The sequence below is a fragment of the Terricaulis silvestris genome, from assembly GCF_009792355.1.
Lineage (GTDB): Bacteria > Pseudomonadota > Alphaproteobacteria > Caulobacterales > Aquidulcibacteraceae > Vitreimonas > Vitreimonas silvestris.
Map to the genome: position 1 here is coordinate 1,264,523 of NZ_CP047045.1, position 18,568 is coordinate 1,283,090.

Annotated in this window: 19 protein-coding genes and 1 tRNA gene; 11 read left to right on the forward strand and 9 right to left on the reverse strand. The window is 64.4% G+C overall.

What is annotated here, in order from left to right; translation table 11 throughout:
• The first annotated feature begins 11 nt into the window (after positions 1-11).
• The gene (locus DSM104635_RS06205; RefSeq protein WP_158765372.1) at positions 12-362 is read left to right on the forward strand and encodes a hypothetical protein; all 351 of its coding nucleotides are present in this window, start codon (positions 12-14) and stop codon (positions 360-362) included.
• On the opposite strand, the gene dapD is transcribed toward DSM104635_RS06205, so the two are convergent.
• The 8 genes from dapD to rpmH are packed head-to-tail and all read right to left on the reverse strand — an operon-like array spanning position 359 to position 7,152.
• On the reverse strand, positions 359-1,204 hold the full coding sequence (gene dapD / locus DSM104635_RS06210; protein WP_158765373.1) for a 2,3,4,5-tetrahydropyridine-2,6-dicarboxylate N-succinyltransferase: 846 nt from the start codon (positions 1,202-1,204) through the stop codon (positions 359-361). The two genes, DSM104635_RS06205 and dapD, sit on opposite strands and share 4 nt — an antisense overlap.
• 9 nt (positions 1,205-1,213) lie before the next feature.
• On the reverse strand, positions 1,214-1,879 hold the full coding sequence (locus DSM104635_RS06215) for a pyrimidine 5'-nucleotidase (protein ID WP_158765374.1): 666 nt from the start codon (positions 1,877-1,879) through the stop codon (positions 1,214-1,216).
• Complete coding sequence (locus DSM104635_RS06220) at positions 1,879-3,057, reverse strand: DUF1036 domain-containing protein (RefSeq protein ID WP_158765375.1); 1,179 nt, start codon at positions 3,055-3,057, stop codon at positions 1,879-1,881. The genes DSM104635_RS06215 and DSM104635_RS06220 overlap by 1 nt, the downstream gene beginning before the upstream one ends.
• Positions 3,032-3,967 carry an acetylglutamate kinase gene (gene argB, locus DSM104635_RS06225; RefSeq protein ID WP_228446033.1) on the reverse strand — a complete coding sequence of 312 codons (936 nt, stop codon included), beginning with the start codon at positions 3,965-3,967 and terminating at the stop codon, positions 3,032-3,034. The genes DSM104635_RS06220 and argB overlap by 26 nt, the downstream gene beginning before the upstream one ends.
• Before the next feature lie 53 nt (positions 3,968-4,020).
• Entirely contained in the window at positions 4,021-4,653 is a 633-nt protein-coding gene (yihA, locus tag DSM104635_RS06230; protein WP_158765376.1) for a ribosome biogenesis GTP-binding protein YihA/YsxC, read from the reverse strand.
• 1 nt (position 4,654) lies between these two features.
• Complete coding sequence (gene yidC, locus DSM104635_RS06235) at positions 4,655-6,556, reverse strand: membrane protein insertase YidC (protein WP_158765377.1); 1,902 nt, start codon at positions 6,554-6,556, stop codon at positions 4,655-4,657.
• Between the two features lie 6 nt (positions 6,557-6,562).
• Positions 6,563-6,982 (reverse strand): ribonuclease P protein component, encoded by a 420-nt coding sequence (gene rnpA, locus DSM104635_RS06240; RefSeq protein WP_158765378.1) that lies wholly within the window; start codon positions 6,980-6,982, stop codon positions 6,563-6,565.
• 29 nt (positions 6,983-7,011) lie between these two features.
• Entirely contained in the window at positions 7,012-7,152 is a 141-nt protein-coding gene (gene rpmH / locus DSM104635_RS06245) for a 50S ribosomal protein L34 (RefSeq protein ID WP_135212605.1), read from the reverse strand.
• Positions 7,153-7,519: 367 nt separating this feature from the next.
• Here rpmH and DSM104635_RS06250 point away from each other — a divergent pair, with 367 nt between their 5' ends.
• Entirely contained in the window at positions 7,520-8,962 is a 1,443-nt protein-coding gene (locus DSM104635_RS06250) for a sensor histidine kinase (RefSeq protein WP_158765379.1), read from the forward strand.
• Between the two features lie 99 nt (positions 8,963-9,061).
• Positions 9,062-9,523 carry a hypothetical protein gene (locus DSM104635_RS06255; RefSeq protein ID WP_158765380.1) on the forward strand — a complete coding sequence of 154 codons (462 nt, stop codon included), beginning with the start codon at positions 9,062-9,064 and terminating at the stop codon, positions 9,521-9,523.
• On the opposite strand, the gene DSM104635_RS06260 is transcribed toward DSM104635_RS06255, so the two are convergent.
• Positions 9,520-11,268: a gamma-glutamyltransferase family protein gene (locus DSM104635_RS06260; protein WP_158765381.1), complete on the reverse strand. Its 1,749-nt coding sequence runs from the start codon at positions 11,266-11,268 to the stop codon at positions 9,520-9,522. The genes DSM104635_RS06255 and DSM104635_RS06260 overlap by 4 nt on opposite strands.
• A 49-nt stretch (positions 11,269-11,317) precedes the next feature.
• On the opposite strand from DSM104635_RS06260, the gene DSM104635_RS06265 reads away from it, so the two are divergent.
• The 8 genes from DSM104635_RS06265 to DSM104635_RS06300 all read left to right on the forward strand — a co-directional run bounded on the left by DSM104635_RS06265 (position 11,318) and on the right by DSM104635_RS06300 (position 18,472).
• Positions 11,318-12,328 carry a P1 family peptidase gene (locus tag DSM104635_RS06265; RefSeq protein ID WP_158765382.1) on the forward strand — a complete coding sequence of 337 codons (1,011 nt, stop codon included), beginning with the start codon at positions 11,318-11,320 and terminating at the stop codon, positions 12,326-12,328.
• Positions 12,325-12,927 carry a YdeI/OmpD-associated family protein gene (locus tag DSM104635_RS06270; protein WP_158765383.1) on the forward strand — a complete coding sequence of 201 codons (603 nt, stop codon included), beginning with the start codon at positions 12,325-12,327 and terminating at the stop codon, positions 12,925-12,927. The genes DSM104635_RS06265 and DSM104635_RS06270 overlap by 4 nt, the downstream gene beginning before the upstream one ends.
• A 102-nt stretch (positions 12,928-13,029) precedes the next feature.
• Positions 13,030-13,106: transfer RNA gene (locus tag DSM104635_RS06275), tRNA-Arg, on the forward strand.
• 225 nt (positions 13,107-13,331) lie between these two features.
• A complete protein-coding gene (locus DSM104635_RS06280) occupies positions 13,332-14,360 on the forward strand; it encodes a Leu/Phe/Val dehydrogenase (protein WP_158765384.1) in 1,029 nt (342 codons plus the stop codon).
• 8 nt (positions 14,361-14,368) lie between these two features.
• Entirely contained in the window at positions 14,369-15,610 is a 1,242-nt protein-coding gene (locus DSM104635_RS06285) for a thiamine pyrophosphate-dependent enzyme (protein ID WP_158765385.1), read from the forward strand.
• A 5-nt stretch (positions 15,611-15,615) separates the two neighbouring features.
• Positions 15,616-16,629 carry an alpha-ketoacid dehydrogenase subunit beta gene (locus DSM104635_RS06290; protein WP_158765386.1) on the forward strand — a complete coding sequence of 338 codons (1,014 nt, stop codon included), beginning with the start codon at positions 15,616-15,618 and terminating at the stop codon, positions 16,627-16,629.
• 7 nt (positions 16,630-16,636) lie between these two features.
• Positions 16,637-18,001 (forward strand): dihydrolipoamide acetyltransferase family protein, encoded by a 1,365-nt coding sequence (locus DSM104635_RS06295; protein ID WP_158765387.1) that lies wholly within the window; start codon positions 16,637-16,639, stop codon positions 17,999-18,001.
• Positions 18,002-18,472, forward strand: a complete 471-nt coding sequence (locus DSM104635_RS06300) for a hypothetical protein (protein WP_228445907.1) — start codon at positions 18,002-18,004, stop codon at positions 18,470-18,472.
• Positions 18,473-18,568 lie beyond the last annotated feature (96 nt).

An 18,568-nucleotide genomic window follows, 5' to 3' on the forward strand; every position in this document is an offset into this window, starting at 1 on the left:
TGGAGGAAACGATGAAGAGATTTGCTGTGGTGCTTGCGTTTGGTGTGGCCCTGGGCGGCGGCGCTGCGTTCGCGGACACGATCCAGAACGGCTACGGCAACACGTTCGTGGTCACCAGAGCCGACGGCGCCGTGGTCCGCTATCAGTTCAACGAAGACGGCACCTTCGGCGGCGTTGCGCCGGGCGGTTCGACCATGGCCGGCACCTACACCATCGCGGACGGTCAGCTCTGCTTGATCCCGCCAAGCGGCGCCGCGCCGCAATGCACGGCGATAGCTGCAGACAAAAACGTCGGCGATACCTGGACGCAAACCGGCACGGACGGCACTGAAATCAGTGTTACGCTGGAAGCCGGGCGCTAGTCGCGCAGTAGCTCGTTCACACCAGTTTTCGCGCGCGTCTGTGCATCGACACGTTTGACGATCACGACGCATGCGAGGCTGGGGCCGTGGCCGCGCGGGTCTGGCATCGAGCCGGGCACGATTACGCTATAGGCGGGGACTTCGCCGCGCGTGAACTGGCCGGTCTCGCGGTCGACGATCTTGGTCGATTGGCTGATGAAGGTACCCATGGCCAGCACCGCGCCTTCGCGCACGATCACGCCCTCGGCGACTTCCGAACGTGCGCCGATGAAGCAGCCGTCTTCAATGATGGTGGGGTTGGCTTGGATCGGCTCCAGCACGCCGCCAATGCCAGCGCCGCCGCTGATGTGCACGTTCTTGCCGATCTGTGCGCAAGAACCGACGGTGGCCCAGGTGTCCACCATCGTGCCTTCATCGACGTAAGCGCCGATGTTTATAAACGACGGCATCAGCACGACGTTCTTACCGATGAAGCTGCCGCGGCGCGCGACCGCGCCCGGCACGGCGCGGAAGCCGGCCTTCTCAAATGCGGCGTCGCTCCAACCGAGGAATTTGGAGGGCACCTTGTCCCAATAGGGGCCGGGCGACGGATCACCGTTGCCGCCGACGGCGCCGATGAGTTGGTTTGCAGTGATGCGGAAGGAAAGCAGCACGGCTTTCTTCAGCCATTGCTGCGTTGTCCATGCTCCGTCAGCGCGCGCCGCGACCCGCGCCTGGCCGCTATCGAGTAGCTCAAGTGCTGCTTCGATGGCTTCGACGTCGGCGCCTTTGCTCTGCGGCGAAAGCTCGGTGCGCCGTTCCCAGGCGGCTTCGATTTGTTGGGCGAGTTGGTCGTGGGCCATGGGAAGGAATTACGGTGCTTGGGTCGGCGAGGCAACGCCGATCCAATCGCTGAGCAGGTGCTTCAAATCGCGCGACCAGTAATCGACATACGCTGGACGCGGTTCGGGGCAGTCGGCGCCGATGAGGGCGGTGGTGAAGCCCATGGCGTGCGCCGGCGGCAGATTGCGGAGCGAGTCTTCGATCAGCACGGCTTTGCGTGGATCGAAGCCGCACGCCTGCACTAGGCGCTCGTAGCTTTCGCGTTGCGGCTTTGGCGCGAGCCCCGCGCTTTCAATGTCGAACACAGTGTCGAAGAGATCGGCGAGGCCGAGGCTTGCGAGCACGCGCTCGGCGTGACCGCCGCCGCCATTGGTGTGGATGATGCGCCGGCCTGGCAGCGCCTCGATCAAGCCGCGCAATTCTGGATCGATCATCAACACGGAATGGTCCGCCGTGTGCACGTCGCGCAGGAAATCCGGCGCGTCGATAGCATGGTGACGGACTAAGCCAACGATCGTCGCGCCATATTCGTGGAAGTAGCGCTCGCGCAGCTCGAGCGCGGCATCGGTTTCGACACCGAGCGTGCGGGCGATGTAGGCCGTCATGCGCTCGCCGATCTCGTCGTAGAGCACCGGCGCGGGGTAGAGCGTGTTATCGAGATCGAACACCCAGACGTCGATGTGCGCGAGGCTCATCAATCGCCGCTGCCGCGATCCTGAGTGTCCGCGCTCTCCGGCACAAGGCCGCGGCGGGGCGCGTCACGCGCGGTAGGCGCGTCGCCCGCGTCTCGCGCGACTTGCAGCGCGCGCGGCTCTTCGCCGACAGGCAGGAAGTCGCGGTCTTCGAAGTCCACAACCAGGCCATCGCGATTGCGTGCAGAGATCGGGGTGAACAGCATGGTGTCGTAGTAGCGCGTCTCGCAGGCTTCGCGGCCGAGGATCGCGAAGCGCGCGCCGCTGGTGCAGAACGGCTCGCCGCCGGCGGCGAGTTGGCGGATGCCGTCAGGCGCTTCCAGGCTCGCGTGTACAAAGTACACTTCCTGGATCAGCACTTCATCGATGGTGCGGACGCAGCCGCCGGGATTGAGCGGCCACCAGCCGCGGCTTTCCCAGCCTTCGCCACGGCGGCGCGCAACAGCCGTCCACATGCGGCCGCGGGCGCGGTTGCAGAGCGTGAGGCCGACTTGCTGTGCGCGGCGGCGCGCCGCGGTTTCGAGCGCGTCGATCAGCTGGTTTTCGCTGGCGCTCGGCGCGAGGCGCGCCGATTGCCGGAATTGCGCGATGGCTTGGGCGATGCGGCGCGGATCGGCGCCGCGGCGGCCTTCGCGCAGATCGTAGCCGGCGTCATCGAGCAGGCGCTGCAGGCCGATCTGGCGCGCGCGCGCGATGGTGTAGGGTGTGGCTTCCGCGAATGAGGTGCGCCAGCTGTCGCGCTTATTGATCTGGACGCGGCGGAAGCGGCGTTCGTCGAGGCTCATCGCCGCGCATTGCGGCGGGTTCTCGATGGTGAAGGAGGAAGAGGAGTCCACACAGAGCCGGGCGTCACCGCCCCATTGGCGGCGGCCCCCGCGATGCGCCGAGGAAGTGCGGGCGTAGAGATAGTGCGTGCCGCGCGCGAGTGGAGCGCCGACGGAGATGCGGCATTCACCCGGGCGGAGCCGGGTCCAGCCTTGCACGACGATGGCGCGGCCGTCGGGACGGCCAGTGGCGGCTTCGAGCACGAAGCTGGTTTCGTTGCACAGCTGCCAGCCGTTGGCTTGGCGCTGTTGCTGTTGCGCGGTGGCGTGACCGGCGAACGCAAGCAGCGCCGCGAAAGCAGCGCATACGATCGCGGCGAGAACGCCCGGTCTAATGAATGAGCGTGCCAGCGCCATGTTCTGTGAAGAGTTCCATAAGCAGGACGTGCGGCGTGCGCCCGTCGAGGATGACGGCGGCCGGTTTGTGTTCGGAATGTTCGGCTTCGCTCTCGTTGCCTTCGAGCGCGCTGATGCAGGTCTCAAGTTTCGGGATCATGCCGCCCGTGGCGACGCCTGTTTCGATCAGCTTGCGCGCTTCGGCGACCGTCATCTTCTCGATTAGCTCGCCATTGCCATCGAGCACGCCAGGGATGTCTGAAAGCAGCAGGAAGCGCTTTGCGTTGAGCGCTTTGAAGACGGCGCCGGCGGCGGTATCGGCGTTGATGTTGTAGGTCTTGCCGCTGTCTTTCTCAACACCGATCGGCGCGATCACTGGGATATAATCTTCCGGCGCGTTGATCAGCGCCTGAATCAAAGTCGGGTCGACTTCGGTGGGTTCACCGACGAAGCCGAGATCGACCACTTGTTCGATCATGCTGTCGGGATCCTTGCGCGTGCGCACGGCTTTCTCGACGGTGATCAGGCGCGCGTCTTTGCCCGACAAGCCAACGCCGCGCACGTCCGCTTCGCGGCCGGCAGCCGTGATCAGGTGCGCGAGTTCTTTGTTGACGCTGCCCGAGAGCACCATCTCCGCCACTTCCATCGTCTCCGCGTCAGTGACGCGAAGCCCGTCCACGAATTGCGATTTGACGCCCGCCCGATCGAGCATGCGGCTGATCTGCGGGCCGCCGCCGTGCACGACGACGGGGTGAAGGCCCACCAGCTTCAAAAGGACGACGTCTGCGGCGAATTTGCGGGCGGTTTCTGTGTCGCCCATGGCGTGACCGCCATATTTCACCACCACGATCTCGCGGTCGTAGATTTGGATGAACGGCAGCGCCTCGGCGAGTGTCTTCGCCTTGGTCAGACCGTCTTCGAGCGCCTTCAGGCGATCCTTCGGAGGAAGCTTGCTCACGGGCGGTTCCTAAGCGGTAACGCGCCCTAGGCCAAGGCCGCGATTTCAGCGCGCAGACGCTCAATCCCCAGGCCGGTTTCAGAAGAGGTCGAGATCACCTCGGGATGTGCGGCTGGCCGTTTTACGATGGCTGCAGTGGTGGCCGCTGCGGTCTCCGCGAGTTCGGTTGGCTTCAGCTTGTCGGCTTTGGTGAGCACGAGTTGATAGGTGACGGCCGATGTGTCGAGCGCATCCATGACATCCTTGTCATGCGGCTTCAGGCCGTGACGTGAATCGATCAGCAGGATGACGCGCTTCAGCGACGGGCGCCCGCGCAGGTAATCCCGCGTGAGCGCGGTCCAACGTTCAATGTCGGCGCGGCCGGCTTTGGCGTAGCCGTAGCCGGGGAGGTCAACCAGGCGCAGCGTGTCGCCAACGCGGAAGAAGTTGAGTTCACGCGTGCGGCCGGGTTCGGTGGAGGCGCGCGCGAGTTTCAATCGTCCGGTGATGGCGTTGACGAGGCTCGACTTGCCCACGTTCGAGCGCCCCGCGAACGCAACTTCAGGCAGCGAAGAGTCCGGCAGGAACTCCATGCTTGGCACGCCGCGCTCGAACTCGATTTGTCCCGCGAACAACAGGCGGCCCGTTTCGAGCCACTCGGCTTCTTCCTCCGGCGTCACACTATTCCGCCGCGCTCGGTTCACTCTTCCCGAATCGTTTCTTTAGGAACGTGTCGAGCTGCGTCTCGACGCCTTGCCGGCGCATGATGACGTATTGCTGCAGAATCGAGAGCGTGTTCGACCAGGTCCAGTAGATCACCAGGCCCGCCGGGAAGGCGGCGAACATGAAGGTGAACAGGATCGGCAGCAGGCGGAAGATCTGCGCCTGCACCGGGTCGGTCGGCGGCGGCGACAGCGCCTGCAGCGCCCACATCGAGAGCCCGTACAGGATCGGCCAAACGCCGATCATGAGAAACCCGCCGATCAACGGCACAGTTGACGGGTCGAATGGCAGCAGGGTGAACAGGTTGAAGATCGACGTCGGATCGCGCGCTGAGAGATCTTGGATCCAGCCCACGAACGGTTCGTGCCGCATTTCGATGGTGACGGTAAGCGTTTTGTAGAGCGCGAAGAACACCGGAATTTGCAACAGGATCGGAATGCAGCCCGAAACTGGATTGATCTTCTCGGTCTGATAAAGGCGCATCAGTTCTTGTTGCTGCCGTTGCTTGTCGGCGGCGTAGCGCTCCTGGAGTTCCTTCATCTTCGGCTGCATGCCGCGCATCTTCGCCATCGCCTTGAAGGATTGGTACACGAGCGGGAACAGCAGCAATTTGACGACGACAGTGGACGCCAGAATCGCCAGGCCGAAATTGAAAATGATGCCCCAGCCGGCGAAGGTCTGGCCGAACCAATGCAGCATCGCGAAGAAAGGACGCGTAAGGAAATAGAAATTGCCCCAGTCGATCGCCCAGATGAAACGCGGGATCTCCAGCGCCTGCTGGTAGTCGTTCAGCAAATCATAACGCTTGGCGCCGGCGAACAGATGCTGCGTGTAGGTGACTTGCGCGCCGGCGCCGACTTGATGCCAATCGCCGCGATAAGCGGCGCGGTATTCGTTGGTCGCGCCGTCGGCGCCGGCGTCAAAGTAGGTCGAGGTGCGCTCGTTCTGCGCGGGGATGATTGCGGTGAGCCAGTAGTGGTCGGTGATGCCGAGCCAACCGCCTTGGCCCTGCATGTCTTCGATGCGCTCATCCGCGCCGACGCGGCCCCGTCCGCGATCGCGGACGTGTTTGCCGGCGTTCTCGAACGTGACCTGATGTGAACTGTTGTTTTCGCCGAAGGCGCCAATGAGGCCTTGGTGCACAATCTGGTTGCGCACGTAGTCTTCTGGCATGCCCTCGCGGCGAACGGTGCCAAACGGGCGCACGGCAAGGGCGCCGCCCGACGTGTTGGTCACGACATCCGTGATCGTGAACATGAAGTTCTCGTCGATCGCGATGGTGCGTACGACGGTGACGCCGTTGCCGGCGTCGAGCCTGAGCGTCACCGGCGTTTGCGGTGTAAGCGTCGCGGCGCCTTCACCAAGCGACCACGCCGAACGCGCGTCAGCAACGGTGGACACCGCCTCGCCGGACTGCATTTCCCAGCCGAAGAAGGCGTAGTGGCCGAATTCAGTGTTGCTCGGCGCGAGCAGCGTCACTTCCGGGCTGCTGTCATCCACGGTGCGGTGATAGCCGCGCAGGTTGAGGTCATCGATGCGCGCGCCTTCGAGCGAGATCGAGCCATCGACGGCGCCGGTGTCAATCGGGACGCGCGAGGCGGTGGTGGCTGCGAGCACCTGTTCACGCTGCACGGGCTCTGTCGAACTCGGCGCATCCGGCGTGCCGATGGCGTCGCCTTGCGCTTCCGCTGTCCGCGCCGCGTCCTGCGACTGCTCGATCTGGGCGCGCTCGGCCTGCGCGCGTTCGCGGGCGGGACCGGCATAGAAAAAGTCAAAGCCGATGAAAATCCCGATCGACAACACGATCGCCAGGATCACGTTTCTCGTCTCGTTGGGCCCTTGCCCGCCGCTAGGTTGCATTTTGGGTCAATCGCTTTCGGTCGGCGTTTCGCGCTCAGGGTGGGATTGCGCGCGCGGGCGGCGCTCGGATGTCGCGCCGGCTTGCAAGTCGGCGGCGAGCCTTAACAACGCGCTCTTAAGATCGTCAAGCAAGGCCGCCCAGTCGGCGTCCGGGGTGGATTGACGCGCCACCAGGACGTAGTCGACCCCAGCCAGGCCATGTTTCGGCAAAAGCTGGCGCGCGGCCTCCCGGAGCCGGCGCTTGGCGCGGTTGCGGATGACGGCCCCGCCGACCTTCTTGCTGGCGGTGAAGCCGATGCCCATGGGGCCGTCCTCGGCCCGGCGGCGGGCCTCGACCAGGAGATTAGGCCGGGCCGCGCGAACGCCAGCGCGCACATGCAGGAACTGGGCGCGCTTGGTCAGACGTTGGAGGCTGGTTTGGCTCATTTTGCCGGAGATGTACCCCGGCGCCGGGATCAGGCCGAGAGCTTCTTGCGGCCCTTGGCGCGGCGGCGCGCCAGCACCTTTTGGCCGCCAGCGGTGGCCATGCGGGCGCGGAATCCATGGCGGCGCTTCCGCACGAGCCGGCTCGGCTGATAGGTCCGCTTGGTGCTCACGACGCGCCTCGATCTCTTTTGGGCAGTAAAAATGAAGGCGCGGGGATTACCCCAGCGCCTCCCGAGCGTCAAGATGATCAGCCCTGAACTAGGGCCTGGATGATGATGAAGACGATAGCGACCGCCCAGAGGGCGCCAAAGTAGACGAGCGTTCGCGACAGGGTCCGTTTCTCGGTGGACATGGGGCGCTCCTTGGGGAGGGGGCGGGAGCAGGCACTCCAATCGCCAGCAAGCCATAACGAGGCCGACGATATCCATAGCGGGGAACCCTCGTTCTGCGAATGAAATTACTGTTGCGGTTCCCAGCGGCTCCCAACGGTTCCCGCCGGGGACAAGGGCTTGCCCTTGGGCTAAGGGCTTGGAGACGATGGCCAATCCCGACATTTCGCCGAGCCGGCCGGGTCCGATCCAGAGCATCCGCAACTTCGTGGACAGCTTGGCCGGCCGCCTGCTCGGGCTGACCGTGATCGCGGTGCTGGTGGGCGAGGCGCTAGTGTTTGCGGGCGCCCTGGCCGGGTTCCACGAGCAATGGCTGCGGGAACGCATGAACCTGGCGCAGATCGCGGCGCTGGCGCTGGAGGTTTCCCCCGATCTCGAGATCGCGGAATCGCTTGAGTACGAATTGCTGACCAACGCCGAAGTGCAGCGCGCTGCGCTGCAGCGGGCCGGCGAGCGGGTGCTGCTGTTGGAAGATCCGAATGTCGTGCCGACCGAACCGTTGGTGACCTACGATTATACGCAGGCCGACGAGGCGCGCCCGTTCTGGTGGGCGGTGGAGAGCTTCTTTGCGCCGCCGGGGCGGGTGCTTCGGGTGCTGTCGCGGCCGCGTTTTGAGAGCGGCGAGTTCATCGAGATTGTGCTGAACGAAGCGCCGCTGAAGCGCGCCATGAACGAATTCGCGCAACAGTTTCTGCTCGCATCGACGTGGATTCTGATCGCGGCGGCGGCGCTGATCTATTTCATGCTGACGCTCGCGTTCGTCGGTCCGATGCACGATCTCACGCGCGCCATAGAACGTTTCCGAGACAAGCCCGAAGACGTGTCGATCGCGTTTCCCCGTAGTTCACGCGGCGACGAGATCGGCCGGGCGCAGCGCGCAGCCGCGGATATGGCCGAGCAGGTTCGCAACGCGTTGCGGCAGAACGAGCGGCTCGCAGCGCTTGGCGGCGCTGTTGCGCGGATTGGCCACGATTTGCGCAATATGCTCTCCACAGCGCAACTCGTGGCCGATCGTTTGAAAAACTCCGAAGATGAGGAAGTGCGCCGCTTATTGCCGCGTTTGGAGCGCACGATCGATCGCGCGGCCGGCCTCGCGTCGAGCACGCTGAAATACGGACGCGCGGATGAGAAAGCGCCGGAACTGGAGCGGGTCGATGTTGCGGTCGCAACTGAGGATGCGGCGAGCGACGCGCTCGGTGGCTTTGAGGGCGTAAGCTATCGCGGCGACATCGAACCGCGGCTGGCGTGCGTGGCGGACGCAGAGCACTTGAATCGCATTGTGGTCAACCTGATGCGCAACGCGGCGCAGGCGATGGTGGATCACGATCGCAGCGACAAAACGATCGTTGTCCGCGCCGTGCGCGTGGAGGGCCGCTGTGAAATCGATGTGATCGACCATGGGCCTGGCGTGCGCGAGAATTTGCGCGCGCGTCTGTTTGAGCCGTTCGTGTCGGCAGCGCCGGAAGCGGGCGGCACCGGGCTTGGCCTAGCGATCGCGCGCGAACTCACGCGCTCGATGGGAGGCGAATTGGAGCTGACGCGGACCGGCGCCGAGGGCACGACGTTCCGGATCACGTTGCCAGCGGCGTGAGCGGCGACCAACCGACCGGCGCGCGCGACTGACACTTGTCATGATATTATTGTCAGGCGATAATTAATCATCGCCAACAAGAAATATCGGAGAAAATCCATGCGTTGGGCGTTAGCCGCACTCGTTGTCATGATCGCGGGCGTCGCCGTGGCGCAGCCATCGCGGCGCTACGACCTCTACATTTTCGACACCGGCGATGGGCGGGAGATTTACGCCGTCGCCGCTGCTGGCCGGGCGTCCGCGCTCGAGGTGCGCGGCTGTGGCGATGTGAGTTTGATCGCGGAAGCCGCCGAGATGGTGCATGAGCTGCGCGTGCGGCGCGCGCGCGACGACGACAACGTCATCATCGTTCACGGCCGCAACTCGCGCACCGAACTCGGTCCATGCGGCGCCGACGAAGATTCGGAAAATCTGGATGAGGAAGCGCAGCGAGAAGACGACGCGACATCGCTCGTCGTCATCGAGAACATGTCGCCGTCGCAGACACGCAACACGCTGCGCACACTCGACGCGGCGCCCGTCGCGATCCGCGAACGGATGATCGCTGATCTAGGGCTTTAAGGCGCTGGCTGAATGTGACCAACGATGCCTTCGCGGCGTGGGTCAGCGCCGCCGACGAGGCCCTGCGGCGTGACGCGAATGGCGTGAATGCCGGAATCCTCCATGGCGCCGACTTCGCGGAGCTGCCAGCCGCGCGCGGTAATCGCGTCGGCGATGCCTGCCGGCAGGCGCGATGGCTCGATAACGACCGATGACGTGCGCGCTGTGGCGTTGGAAAGATCGATCGCTTGTTGCGGCGTCAGACCCCAATCGAGGATGCCGATCGTGGTGCGCGCGACGTAGCCGATGATCGAGGAGCCGCCGGGCGAGCCGATTACGAGCGCCAGTTCGCCGTTGCGGTCGGTGACAATCATTGGCGACATCGAGGAGCGTGGCGCTTTGCCTGGCTCAACAGCATTGGCGACGGGGCGTCCGTTGAGTGTCGGCTCGAAGGCGAAGTCCGTCAGCTGGTTGTTCAGGAAGAAGCCCGCAACCATGCGCTGCGCGCCGAATGCGGATTCCACTGTCGCAGTCATCGACACGGCGTTGCCCCAGGCGTCGACGATGGACACGTGCGACGTGCCGCTATCCTCGCTGAACGCATTGCCCCAGCGATCGTAAAGCTCTTGTCCCACCGGCATGCCGGGCAACACTTGCGTCGGCGCGTGCGCGACATCGATCTGCTGGGCGCGTTGATCCAGATATTCCGGTGCAATCAGTTCGAGTGTGGGAACTGTCGCGAACTGCGAGTCGGCCATGTAGTGGTCGCGGTCGGCGTAGGCGAGGCGGCTGGCCCATAGGAACGCCGACCAATCATCGGCGTTCTCGGCGCCGCCGGGCAAGGGACGCGCGCGCTGATAGAGGCCGAGGATCGCAAGCGTCGCGTTGCCTGATGACGGCGAGCCGACCGTGCAGGCGCGATAGACGCGATAAACGCTGCACACAGGCTCCATCCGGCGCGGCGTGACCGCGCGCAGATCGTCGAGCGTGAGCGTGCCGCGGCGTGGATTGGCTTGGGCTGCGGCGACGATGGCGTCAGCGATCGGCCCTTCGCTCAACGCGCTCGGGCCGCGTTCGGCGATAGCGCGCAACGTGCGTGCGTAGTCGGGATTGCGCAGCAGATAGCCGACAGTGCGCGGCGCGCCGGCCGCGTCAAAGAAATAGGCGCGCGCCGCGAAATCCGCGCGCAGACGTCCGCGTTCGCCATAAGCGGCGATCAATCGCGCCAAACGCGGCGAAACTTCAAAGCCGTCTTCGGCGAGTTGCATTGCGGGTTCAACAAGGCGCGACCACGGCAACCGGCCGTGCTCGTCGTGCGCCAGTTTGAGCATCGCCACCAAAGACGGCGCCCCGATTGAACGGCCGCTCGCTTGCGCGTCCATGAACGGCAGCGGCCGGCCGCGATTGTCCAAGAACATCGTGGGTGTTGCGCCAGCCGGCGCGCGTTCGCGGCCGTCATAGGCGCTGATGGCTTCACTGTGGTCGTCGTAGAACATCAAGAAGCCGCCGCCGCCGATGCCAGACGATTGCGGCTCCACCAACCCCAGCACGAACTCAGCGGCGATCGCTGCGTCCACGGCGTTGCCGCCTTCGCCCAAAATCTGAATTGCGGCGTTGACCGCGTGCGGATTGGCGGCGGTGACCATTGCTTCGCCGCGCGCGGGTGGCGGCCCTTGCGAGTCCGGCGCGGATGCGGATGCGCAGGCAGCGAGCGCGAGCGCGATGAGCGGCGCGGCGAGGCGCTTCAACGATTGCTTGTCAAACATGCAGGCGCTTCCTACGAGGGCGAGGTTTAACAAACGCGGAAGCAAGCCCATGGCGCGTCCCGGCCCGACCAATACTTTGTGTGATGTGGCCGGTTTGTCCATAGGAACAGCCGAAGACTCCGATGCGCTGACGGGCGTCACCGTGATCGTGCCCGAGACGCGTGCGGTGTGCGCGGCGGATGTGCGCGGCGGCGGGCCAGGTACACGCGAAACTGACGCACTGGCGCCGGGCGGCATCGCTGGCGCCGTTGACGCCGTCGTGCTCGCGGGGGGCTCTGTGTACGGACTCGCCGCGGCGGATGGCGTCACCGCAGCGATGGGCGCGGAAGGCAAAGGCTTTGGGCTGATCGACTTGCCCGGCGTGCCGCGCTCGCCAGTGATTCCAGCTGCGATCCTCTACGACTTGGCGAATGGCGGAAACAAAGCGTGGGGCGATGCGCCGCCCTACGCCGCGCTCGGCAAGCGCGCGTACGCGGCGCGCTCACGCGACGTGAAGCTTGGCAATGTCGGCGCCGGGCTCGGCGCCAAAGCCGGCGCGCTGAAAGGCGGTCAGGGCACCGCGTCGATTGTTACGAGTGACGGCTTCACTGTCGCCGCGTTGGCGTGCGTGAATTGCTGGGGGTCGACGACGATGCCGGGGCAGCGCGCGTTCTGGGCGGCGGCGTTCGAGATCGACGGCGAGTTCGGCGGCGTCGCGCCGCTTGCTCTGCCGTTCGATCTGGAGGAGTGGGGCGGCGCCAAGATGCAAACAGCGCCGCGCGCTAACACGACAATCGCGTGTGTGGCTGTCGACGCAGATCTCACGCCGACGGAGATCAAACGCGTCGCGCAGATGGCGAGCGCGGGGCTAGCGCGCGCGATCCGTCCGGTGTTTGCGCCGTTCGACGGCGACGTCGTGTTTGCGCTCGCGACGGCGGCGAAGGTAACGCCCGAACCGCGGGTGCTTGCCGTTGCTCGCTTTGGCGCGTTGGCGGCGGATTGTTTGGCGCGCGCAGTGGCGCGGGCCGTTTATGCTGCGGAAACCGTCGGTGTTCACAGCGCGTGGCGCGAACTCTCTTGAAGAGGCCGGTCACAGTAAAGGCCGAGAAGGTTCACACCTTCAAGACCGAGGGCGCCTTCTACAAATGGCTCGCCAAGCATCACGGCGACGACGAAGTCTGGATCAAGATCCACAAGGTGAGTTCGGGATTGAAGTCGATCACGCCGAAGGAGGCGATCGATACCGTCCTGTGTTGGGGCTGGATTGATGGCGTCCGCAAGAGTCTCGACGACACCAGCTATCTGCAGCGCTACTCACCGCGCACCAAGACGAGCATCTGGAGCAAGATCAACGTCGACAACGTCGCGCGTTTGATCCTTGAAGGCCGGATGACCGAGCATGGGCTGAAGCAAGTCGAGGCCGCGAAGGCGGACGGTCGCTGGGCGCGCGCTTACGGCAGCGGCCAGGGCATGAAGATCCCGCCTGATCTTCAGGCGGCGATCGACGCCGATCCCAAAGCGCGCGCCATGCTGAAGAAACTCAGCGCACAGAACCGCTTCGCGCTCGCCTTTCGCGTCCACAACATGAAGACGGAGACGGGTCGCAAGAAGAAGGTCGCCGACTTCGTCGCCATGCTCCGGCGCGGCGAAACGATCCACCCGCAGCGCGACAAGCCCTGAGCCCGCAGGAACGAGCGGTAGGTCGTCCTGAACCGCCGCCGCCGGCCCGGCCACTGCCGCCTTGCAACCGCCATCACGGGAGGCTATGCACCGCGCCTTCGCGCGCCCTTAGCTCAGCTGGATAGAGCACCAGACTACGAATCTGGGGGTCAGGAGTTCGAATCTCTTAGGGCGCGCCATTTCCCGGTAAAATATACCCTCTCACGGCTTTGACGCGGTGATTTTTCACCGGATTTTCGACGAATATTGCGCGAATGCGTCGGCTGTGGTTGTTGCCGCGCAAATAGGCAGCCCTAGCGTAAGAGCGGCCGTCGGAGCGAAGCGTCCATCATGAAATCGTCGCGCCGCCGGGTCGTAATCACGCTCGGGCTTTCTGTGCTCGCCCAGCTTCCGGAGCCGCTTTGATGATCAACTGGAAATCGCATCCGTCGTTCGACGGGCACGAGGACGTCGTATTCGTAGGCGGCGAAGCGCAAGGCTTTGCCGGCATCGTTGCAATTCACTCAACCGCCATCGGCCCCGCCGCAGGCGGTTGCCGCATCTGGGATTATGACAGCGCCGACGATGCGTTGACCGATGCGCTCCGCCTCTCGCGCGGCATGACCTACAAGAACGCCATGGCCGATCTGCCGCTCGGCGGCGGCAAGGCCGTGATCTACCGGATCAACACCGATCGCGTGGACGCCTTCCAAAAGTTCGGCGACGCGGTCGAAAAACTGAACGGCCGCTACATCACCGCCGAAGATGTGGGCGCCAGTGTCGCCGACATGCGCGCCATCGCCCGCTCGACCTCTTACGTTGCGGGCATCCCAAAAGAAGCTGGCCAAGCGGGCGGTGATCCATCGCCGATGACGGCGCTGGGTGTGTTCGTCTCGATCAAGGCGCTGCTCGGCGGCTCTGTGCAGGGCCGCACGGTGGCTGTGCAGGGCGTGGGCGCGGTGGGCTACAATCTCTGCAAGCTGTTGGCGGACGAGGGCGCAAAGCTCATTATCGCCGACGTGAACCAAACCAATCTGCATCGAGCTCAAGCGCTAGGCGCGGAAATCGCGCCGGTGGACCAAATCCACGCCGCGGGCGCCGATCTCTACTCGCCGTGTGCCCTTGGCGCGGGGCTCAACACGCGCACTATCCCGGAACTCGGCGCGAAGTTTGTGTGCGGCGCAGCGAACAACCAGCTTGAGACCGAAGATGACGGCGCTCGCCTGGTGGAACGCGGCATCACCTATGCGCCGGATTATGTTGTCAACGCGGGCGGCATCATCAACGTGTCGGCCGAGTATTTGGGTGAGGCGGCTGATGTCGTCGAAGGCCGGGTGCGGGCGATTGCGCCGCGCTTGCTGCTGGTGCTGGAAAGCGCCAAGAGCAAAGGCCTGACGCCGCACCAAGCTGCCGACGCGATCGTGCGTGAACGTCTCGCCGCCGCGAGGAAGTGATGGACGACATGAGCCGCAAACCGAACGCGCTTGATCTGCACGTGCCGTCGCCGCGCACGCGGCCGGGCGACAAGCCGGACTTCAGCGGCTGGAGCTTTCCCGAACCGGGCGACACGCCGCGTCCGGACATCGACGAAAGCGCGGTCGAGCTTCGCGAGTACGCGTACGGCCTGATCCGTGTGCTCGACATGGAAGGCAATGCGCTCGGACCCTGGACGCCGCACCTCGCGCCGGAAACGCTGCGCCGCGCCATCAAGTACATGCTGCTGCTGCGTGCGTACGACGAGCGCATGCATCGCGCGCAACGTCAGGGCAAGACGTCGTTCTATATGCAATCGCTTGGCGAAGAGGCGATCTCGATTGCACAGGCGATGGCGCTCAACGCCGACGACATGTGTTTCCCGTCCTATCGCCAGCAAGGCATCCTGATCGCGCGCGACTATCCGCTGATCGACATGATGCACCAAGTCTACTCCAACGCGAGCGACCCGATGCGCGGCCGGCAATTGCCGGTAATGTATTCGTCGAAGAAGGACGGCTTCTTCACAATCTCCGGCAACCTCGCGACGCAAGTGCCGCAAGCGGTGGGCTGGGCGATGGCGTCGGCTTATGCGGGTGACGGTCGCATTTGCGCGACGTGGCTGGGCGAAGGCTCGACGGCGGAAGGCGACTTCCACGCGGCGATGACGTTTGCGGCAGTGTACCGGGCGCCGGTTATCATCAACGTCGTCAACAATCAGTGGGCGATCAGCTCGTTCCAAGGCATCGCCGGCGGTGAGAACACGACGTTCGCGGCGCGTGGTGTCGGTTACGGCATGCCGCCGCTGCGCGTGGACGGGAACGACTTCCTTGCCGTCTATGCGGTGACGCAATGGGCGGCCGAGCGCGCGCGCGCGAATTTGGGCCCGACGCTGATCGAGCACTTCACCTATCGCGGCGGCCCGCACTCGACGTCTGACGATCCCGCGCGTTATCGGCCAGCGGATGAAAAAGCGTCCTGGCCGTTGGGCGATCCGATCGATCGGTTGAAGACGCACCTGATCTCGATCGGCGAATGGTCCGAAGGCCAACACAAGGAAGCGCAAGAAGACGCGCAGGAAACCGTGCGCGCGACCGGCCGTGAAGCCGAGAAGGTTGGCGTACTTAGCGTCGAGGCGCCATCAACGCACACCCGCGCCAGCATGTTCGAGGACGTTTACAAAGATCTGCCCTGGCACTTGCGCCAGCAGCGCGACGAGCACGGAGTCTGACGCCCATGGCCACGATGACCATGATCCAGGCGCTGAACTCAGCGCTCGACAACATGATGGAACGCGATCCGAACGTCCTGACGTTCGGCGAAGACGTCGGCTATTTCGGCGGCGTGTTCAAAGTGACGGAGCATTTGCAGAAGAAGTACGGCGCCAAGCGCTGCTTCGATGCGCCGATCAACGAGAACGGCATCGCTGGCGTTGCTGTCGGCATGGCCGCCTATGGTCTGCGTCCCGTGATCGAAATCCAGTTCGCGGACTACATGTATCCCGCTTACGACCAGCTGGTCAGCGAAGCGGCGCGGCTGCGCTATCGCTCGGCTGGCGACTTCACTGCCCCGCTTACGGTGCGTATGCCGTACGGCGGCGGCATTCGCGGCGGACAAACGCACAGCCAATCGCCGGAAGCTCTGTTCACGCACGTCGCCGGTTTGAAGACGGTGATTCCATCGACGCCGTACGACGCGAAAGGGTTGCTGATCTCGGCGATCGAAGAAGACGATCCGGTGATCTTCATGGAGCCGAAGCGGATCTATAACGGCCCGTTCGATGGTTTCCACGATCGCCAAGTTTCGCCGTGGTCGAAGCATCCGGCCAGCGACGTGCCGGAGGGCTATTACAAAATCCCTCTAGGCAAGGCGAACATCGTGCGCCCGGGCGAGGCGGTGACTGTGCTTGCATATGGCACGATGGTTCACGTCGCGAAGGCGGCCGCTGAAGAAAGCGGGATCGACGCGGAAGTGATCGATCTGCGCACGCTGCTGCCGGTGGACATCGATACAATCGTAGCGTCGGTCGAGAAGACCGGGCGCTGCGTGATCGTGCACGAAGCGACGCGCACGTCTGGCTACGGCGCGGAGTTGAGTGCGCTGGTGCAGGAGCATTGCTTTTATAAGCTCGAGGCGCCGATCCAACGCGTCACGGGCTACGATACGCCGTATCCGCACTCGCTTGAGTGGGAGTATTTTCCGACGCCGCCGCGCATCATCAAGGCGATGCGCGCCGTCGTGGACGCCTGAGGGAATAATGGGCCAATTCGTTTTCAAACTGCCGGATGTGGGCGAAGGTACGGCTGAGGCCGAGATCGTCGCGTGGCATGTACGCGTGGGCGATGTCGTCAAGGAAGACGCGCCGCTCGTGGACGTGATGACGGATAAGGCGACGGTGGAGATGACCGCGCCCGTTTCCGGCAAAATCGTGTCACTTCACGGCGAGCCTGGCGACATGGCGCCCGTCGGCGGCCAGATCGTGGTGTTCGAGACCGATGGCGAAGAGGTTTCCTCCCCCGCAAGCGGGGGAGCAAAAGGAAACGGCGCCGAGCCTAAGCCACGCATCCGCGCACAAGCAGGCGCGACGTGGTCCGAGGACGAAGTGAAAGCGGCGATGCAAGGCGGCGCTCCGCAGGCGAAGGCCGTGCCGGCGGCGGCAATGCCGGGTGCTGCGCAGAAAGCTAAGGCGCCCGCGCCGTCGCAAGCTGTCGCTAAGCCGGCGGGGCGTGATGCAACAGTGCGCGAATGGTCGGAGGCGCAAGCGTCGCCGGCCGTGCGCGCGCGTGCGCGGAAGCTGGGCCTCGAGCTTGGCCAAGTGCGCGGCACAGGCCCGGAGGGCCGCATTACGCACGAAGATCTAGACGCGGTGCTTGTGCCTGCCGCCGGCTCGCGCCGCGGCGGTTCGGCTCTGACCGAGAAGAACGGCGTGGAGCCGGTGAAGATTATCGGCCTGCGGCGCAAGATCGCGGAGAAGATGCAGGACGCCAAGCGCCGCATTCCGCACTTTGCGTACGTCGAAGAATGCGATCTCACCGAGCTTGAAGAACTCCGCGCGCACCTGAACGCCACCAAGCGCAGCGATCAGCCGAAGCTGACGCTATTGCCGTTCCTGATGCGGGCGCTGGTGCTCTCGCTGCCGGATTTCCCGCAGATCAATGCGCGCTTCGATGACGAACAGGGAATCGTCTATCGCCACGACAACGTCGATATTGGCATCGCCACGCAAACAGATAACGGCCTGATCGTGCCGGTGGTGTGCCACGCAGAAGCGCGCGACGTGTGGGATAGCGCCACCGAAGTCTCGCGCCTCGCCGCCGCGGTGCGCGCCAATACGGCGACGAAGGAAGAGTTGTCCGGCTCCACTATCACCATCACCTCGCTCGGCGCGTTGGGCGGCATCGTTACGACGCCAGTGATCAATCACCCGGAAGTGGCGATCATTGGCGTCAACAAGCTAGTTGAGCGCCCGGTGGTGAAGAACGGCGCGATCGTCATTCGTAAGATGATGAACCTCAGCTCGTCGTTCGATCACCGCGTGGTCGATGGCTACGACGCAGCCGCGTTCATTCAGCGCGTCAAAGGCATGCTGGAGCATCCGGCGGCCTTGTTTATTGATCGGTAAGTGATGCGCATTCTCGTCGCCATCGGTGCAATCGCACTTTGTGTCGCCGGCGCGGCGTTGGCGCGGGAGGAGCCGCAAGCCAATCCCGAGCTGGAGTATGAGCGCCAGCCGACAGGGCCGGACTATGCGCGCAATTTTCCGCCAGGATACAATGCGCCAGGCTCGGCAGGCTTAGTCGTCTTGTGTTGCAGGCCAAATGCGGAGCGCGGACTGAGCTGTGATGTGGCGTTCGAAGCGCCGCGTAACGTTGGATTCAGTCAAGCGACGCTCAACATTGTCCGGCGTTTTCGCCTTACGCCTGAATCCTACGCCGCCTATCAAGCCGGCCCGCGCCTGCCAATCAGACGTACGATCCATTGGATAATGAATCCGAAGCCTGAAGGGTGGGACGACTACGCCGCGCAGGTCCGAACCGCGACAGCCGAAATTTGTGAACCGCCTCCTGCGAGCCCGACGCCGAGCCCGAATTGACCGACTTCACCGAAGCCGCCGCCAACAATCGCCGCGTCACGCGCCTCACCGCGCTGATGGCTGGGCATGGCTTGACGTTCCTTCAGGACTCTACAC

What these genes read in the sequence shown, in the direction of transcription:
- DSM104635_RS06205 (WP_158765372.1), top strand. Translation starts at nt 12, where the DNA reads ATGAAGAGATTTGCTGTGGTGCTTGCGTTTGGTGTGGCCCTGGGCGGC.
- dapD (WP_158765373.1), bottom strand. Translation starts at nt 1,204, where the DNA reads ATGGCCCACGACCAACTCGCCCAACAAATCGAAGCCGCCTGGGAACGG.
- DSM104635_RS06215 (WP_158765374.1), bottom strand. Translation starts at nt 1,879, where the DNA reads ATGAGCCTCGCGCACATCGACGTCTGGGTGTTCGATCTCGATAACACG.
- DSM104635_RS06220 (WP_158765375.1), bottom strand. Translation starts at nt 3,057, where the DNA reads ATGGCGCTGGCACGCTCATTCATTAGACCGGGCGTTCTCGCCGCGATC.
- yidC (WP_158765377.1), bottom strand. Translation starts at nt 6,556, where the DNA reads ATGCAACCTAGCGGCGGGCAAGGGCCCAACGAGACGAGAAACGTGATC.
- rnpA (WP_158765378.1), bottom strand. Translation starts at nt 6,982, where the DNA reads ATGAGCCAAACCAGCCTCCAACGTCTGACCAAGCGCGCCCAGTTCCTG.
- DSM104635_RS06250 (WP_158765379.1), top strand. Translation starts at nt 7,520, where the DNA reads ATGGCCAATCCCGACATTTCGCCGAGCCGGCCGGGTCCGATCCAGAGC.
- DSM104635_RS06255 (WP_158765380.1), top strand. Translation starts at nt 9,062, where the DNA reads ATGCGTTGGGCGTTAGCCGCACTCGTTGTCATGATCGCGGGCGTCGCC.
- DSM104635_RS06260 (WP_158765381.1), bottom strand. Translation starts at nt 11,268, where the DNA reads ATGTTTGACAAGCAATCGTTGAAGCGCCTCGCCGCGCCGCTCATCGCG.
- DSM104635_RS06265 (WP_158765382.1), top strand. Translation starts at nt 11,318, where the DNA reads ATGGCGCGTCCCGGCCCGACCAATACTTTGTGTGATGTGGCCGGTTTG.
- DSM104635_RS06280 (WP_158765384.1), top strand. Translation starts at nt 13,332, where the DNA reads ATGATCAACTGGAAATCGCATCCGTCGTTCGACGGGCACGAGGACGTC.
- DSM104635_RS06285 (WP_158765385.1), top strand. Translation starts at nt 14,369, where the DNA reads ATGAGCCGCAAACCGAACGCGCTTGATCTGCACGTGCCGTCGCCGCGC.
- DSM104635_RS06290 (WP_158765386.1), top strand. Translation starts at nt 15,616, where the DNA reads ATGGCCACGATGACCATGATCCAGGCGCTGAACTCAGCGCTCGACAAC.
- DSM104635_RS06295 (WP_158765387.1), top strand. Translation starts at nt 16,637, where the DNA reads ATGGGCCAATTCGTTTTCAAACTGCCGGATGTGGGCGAAGGTACGGCT.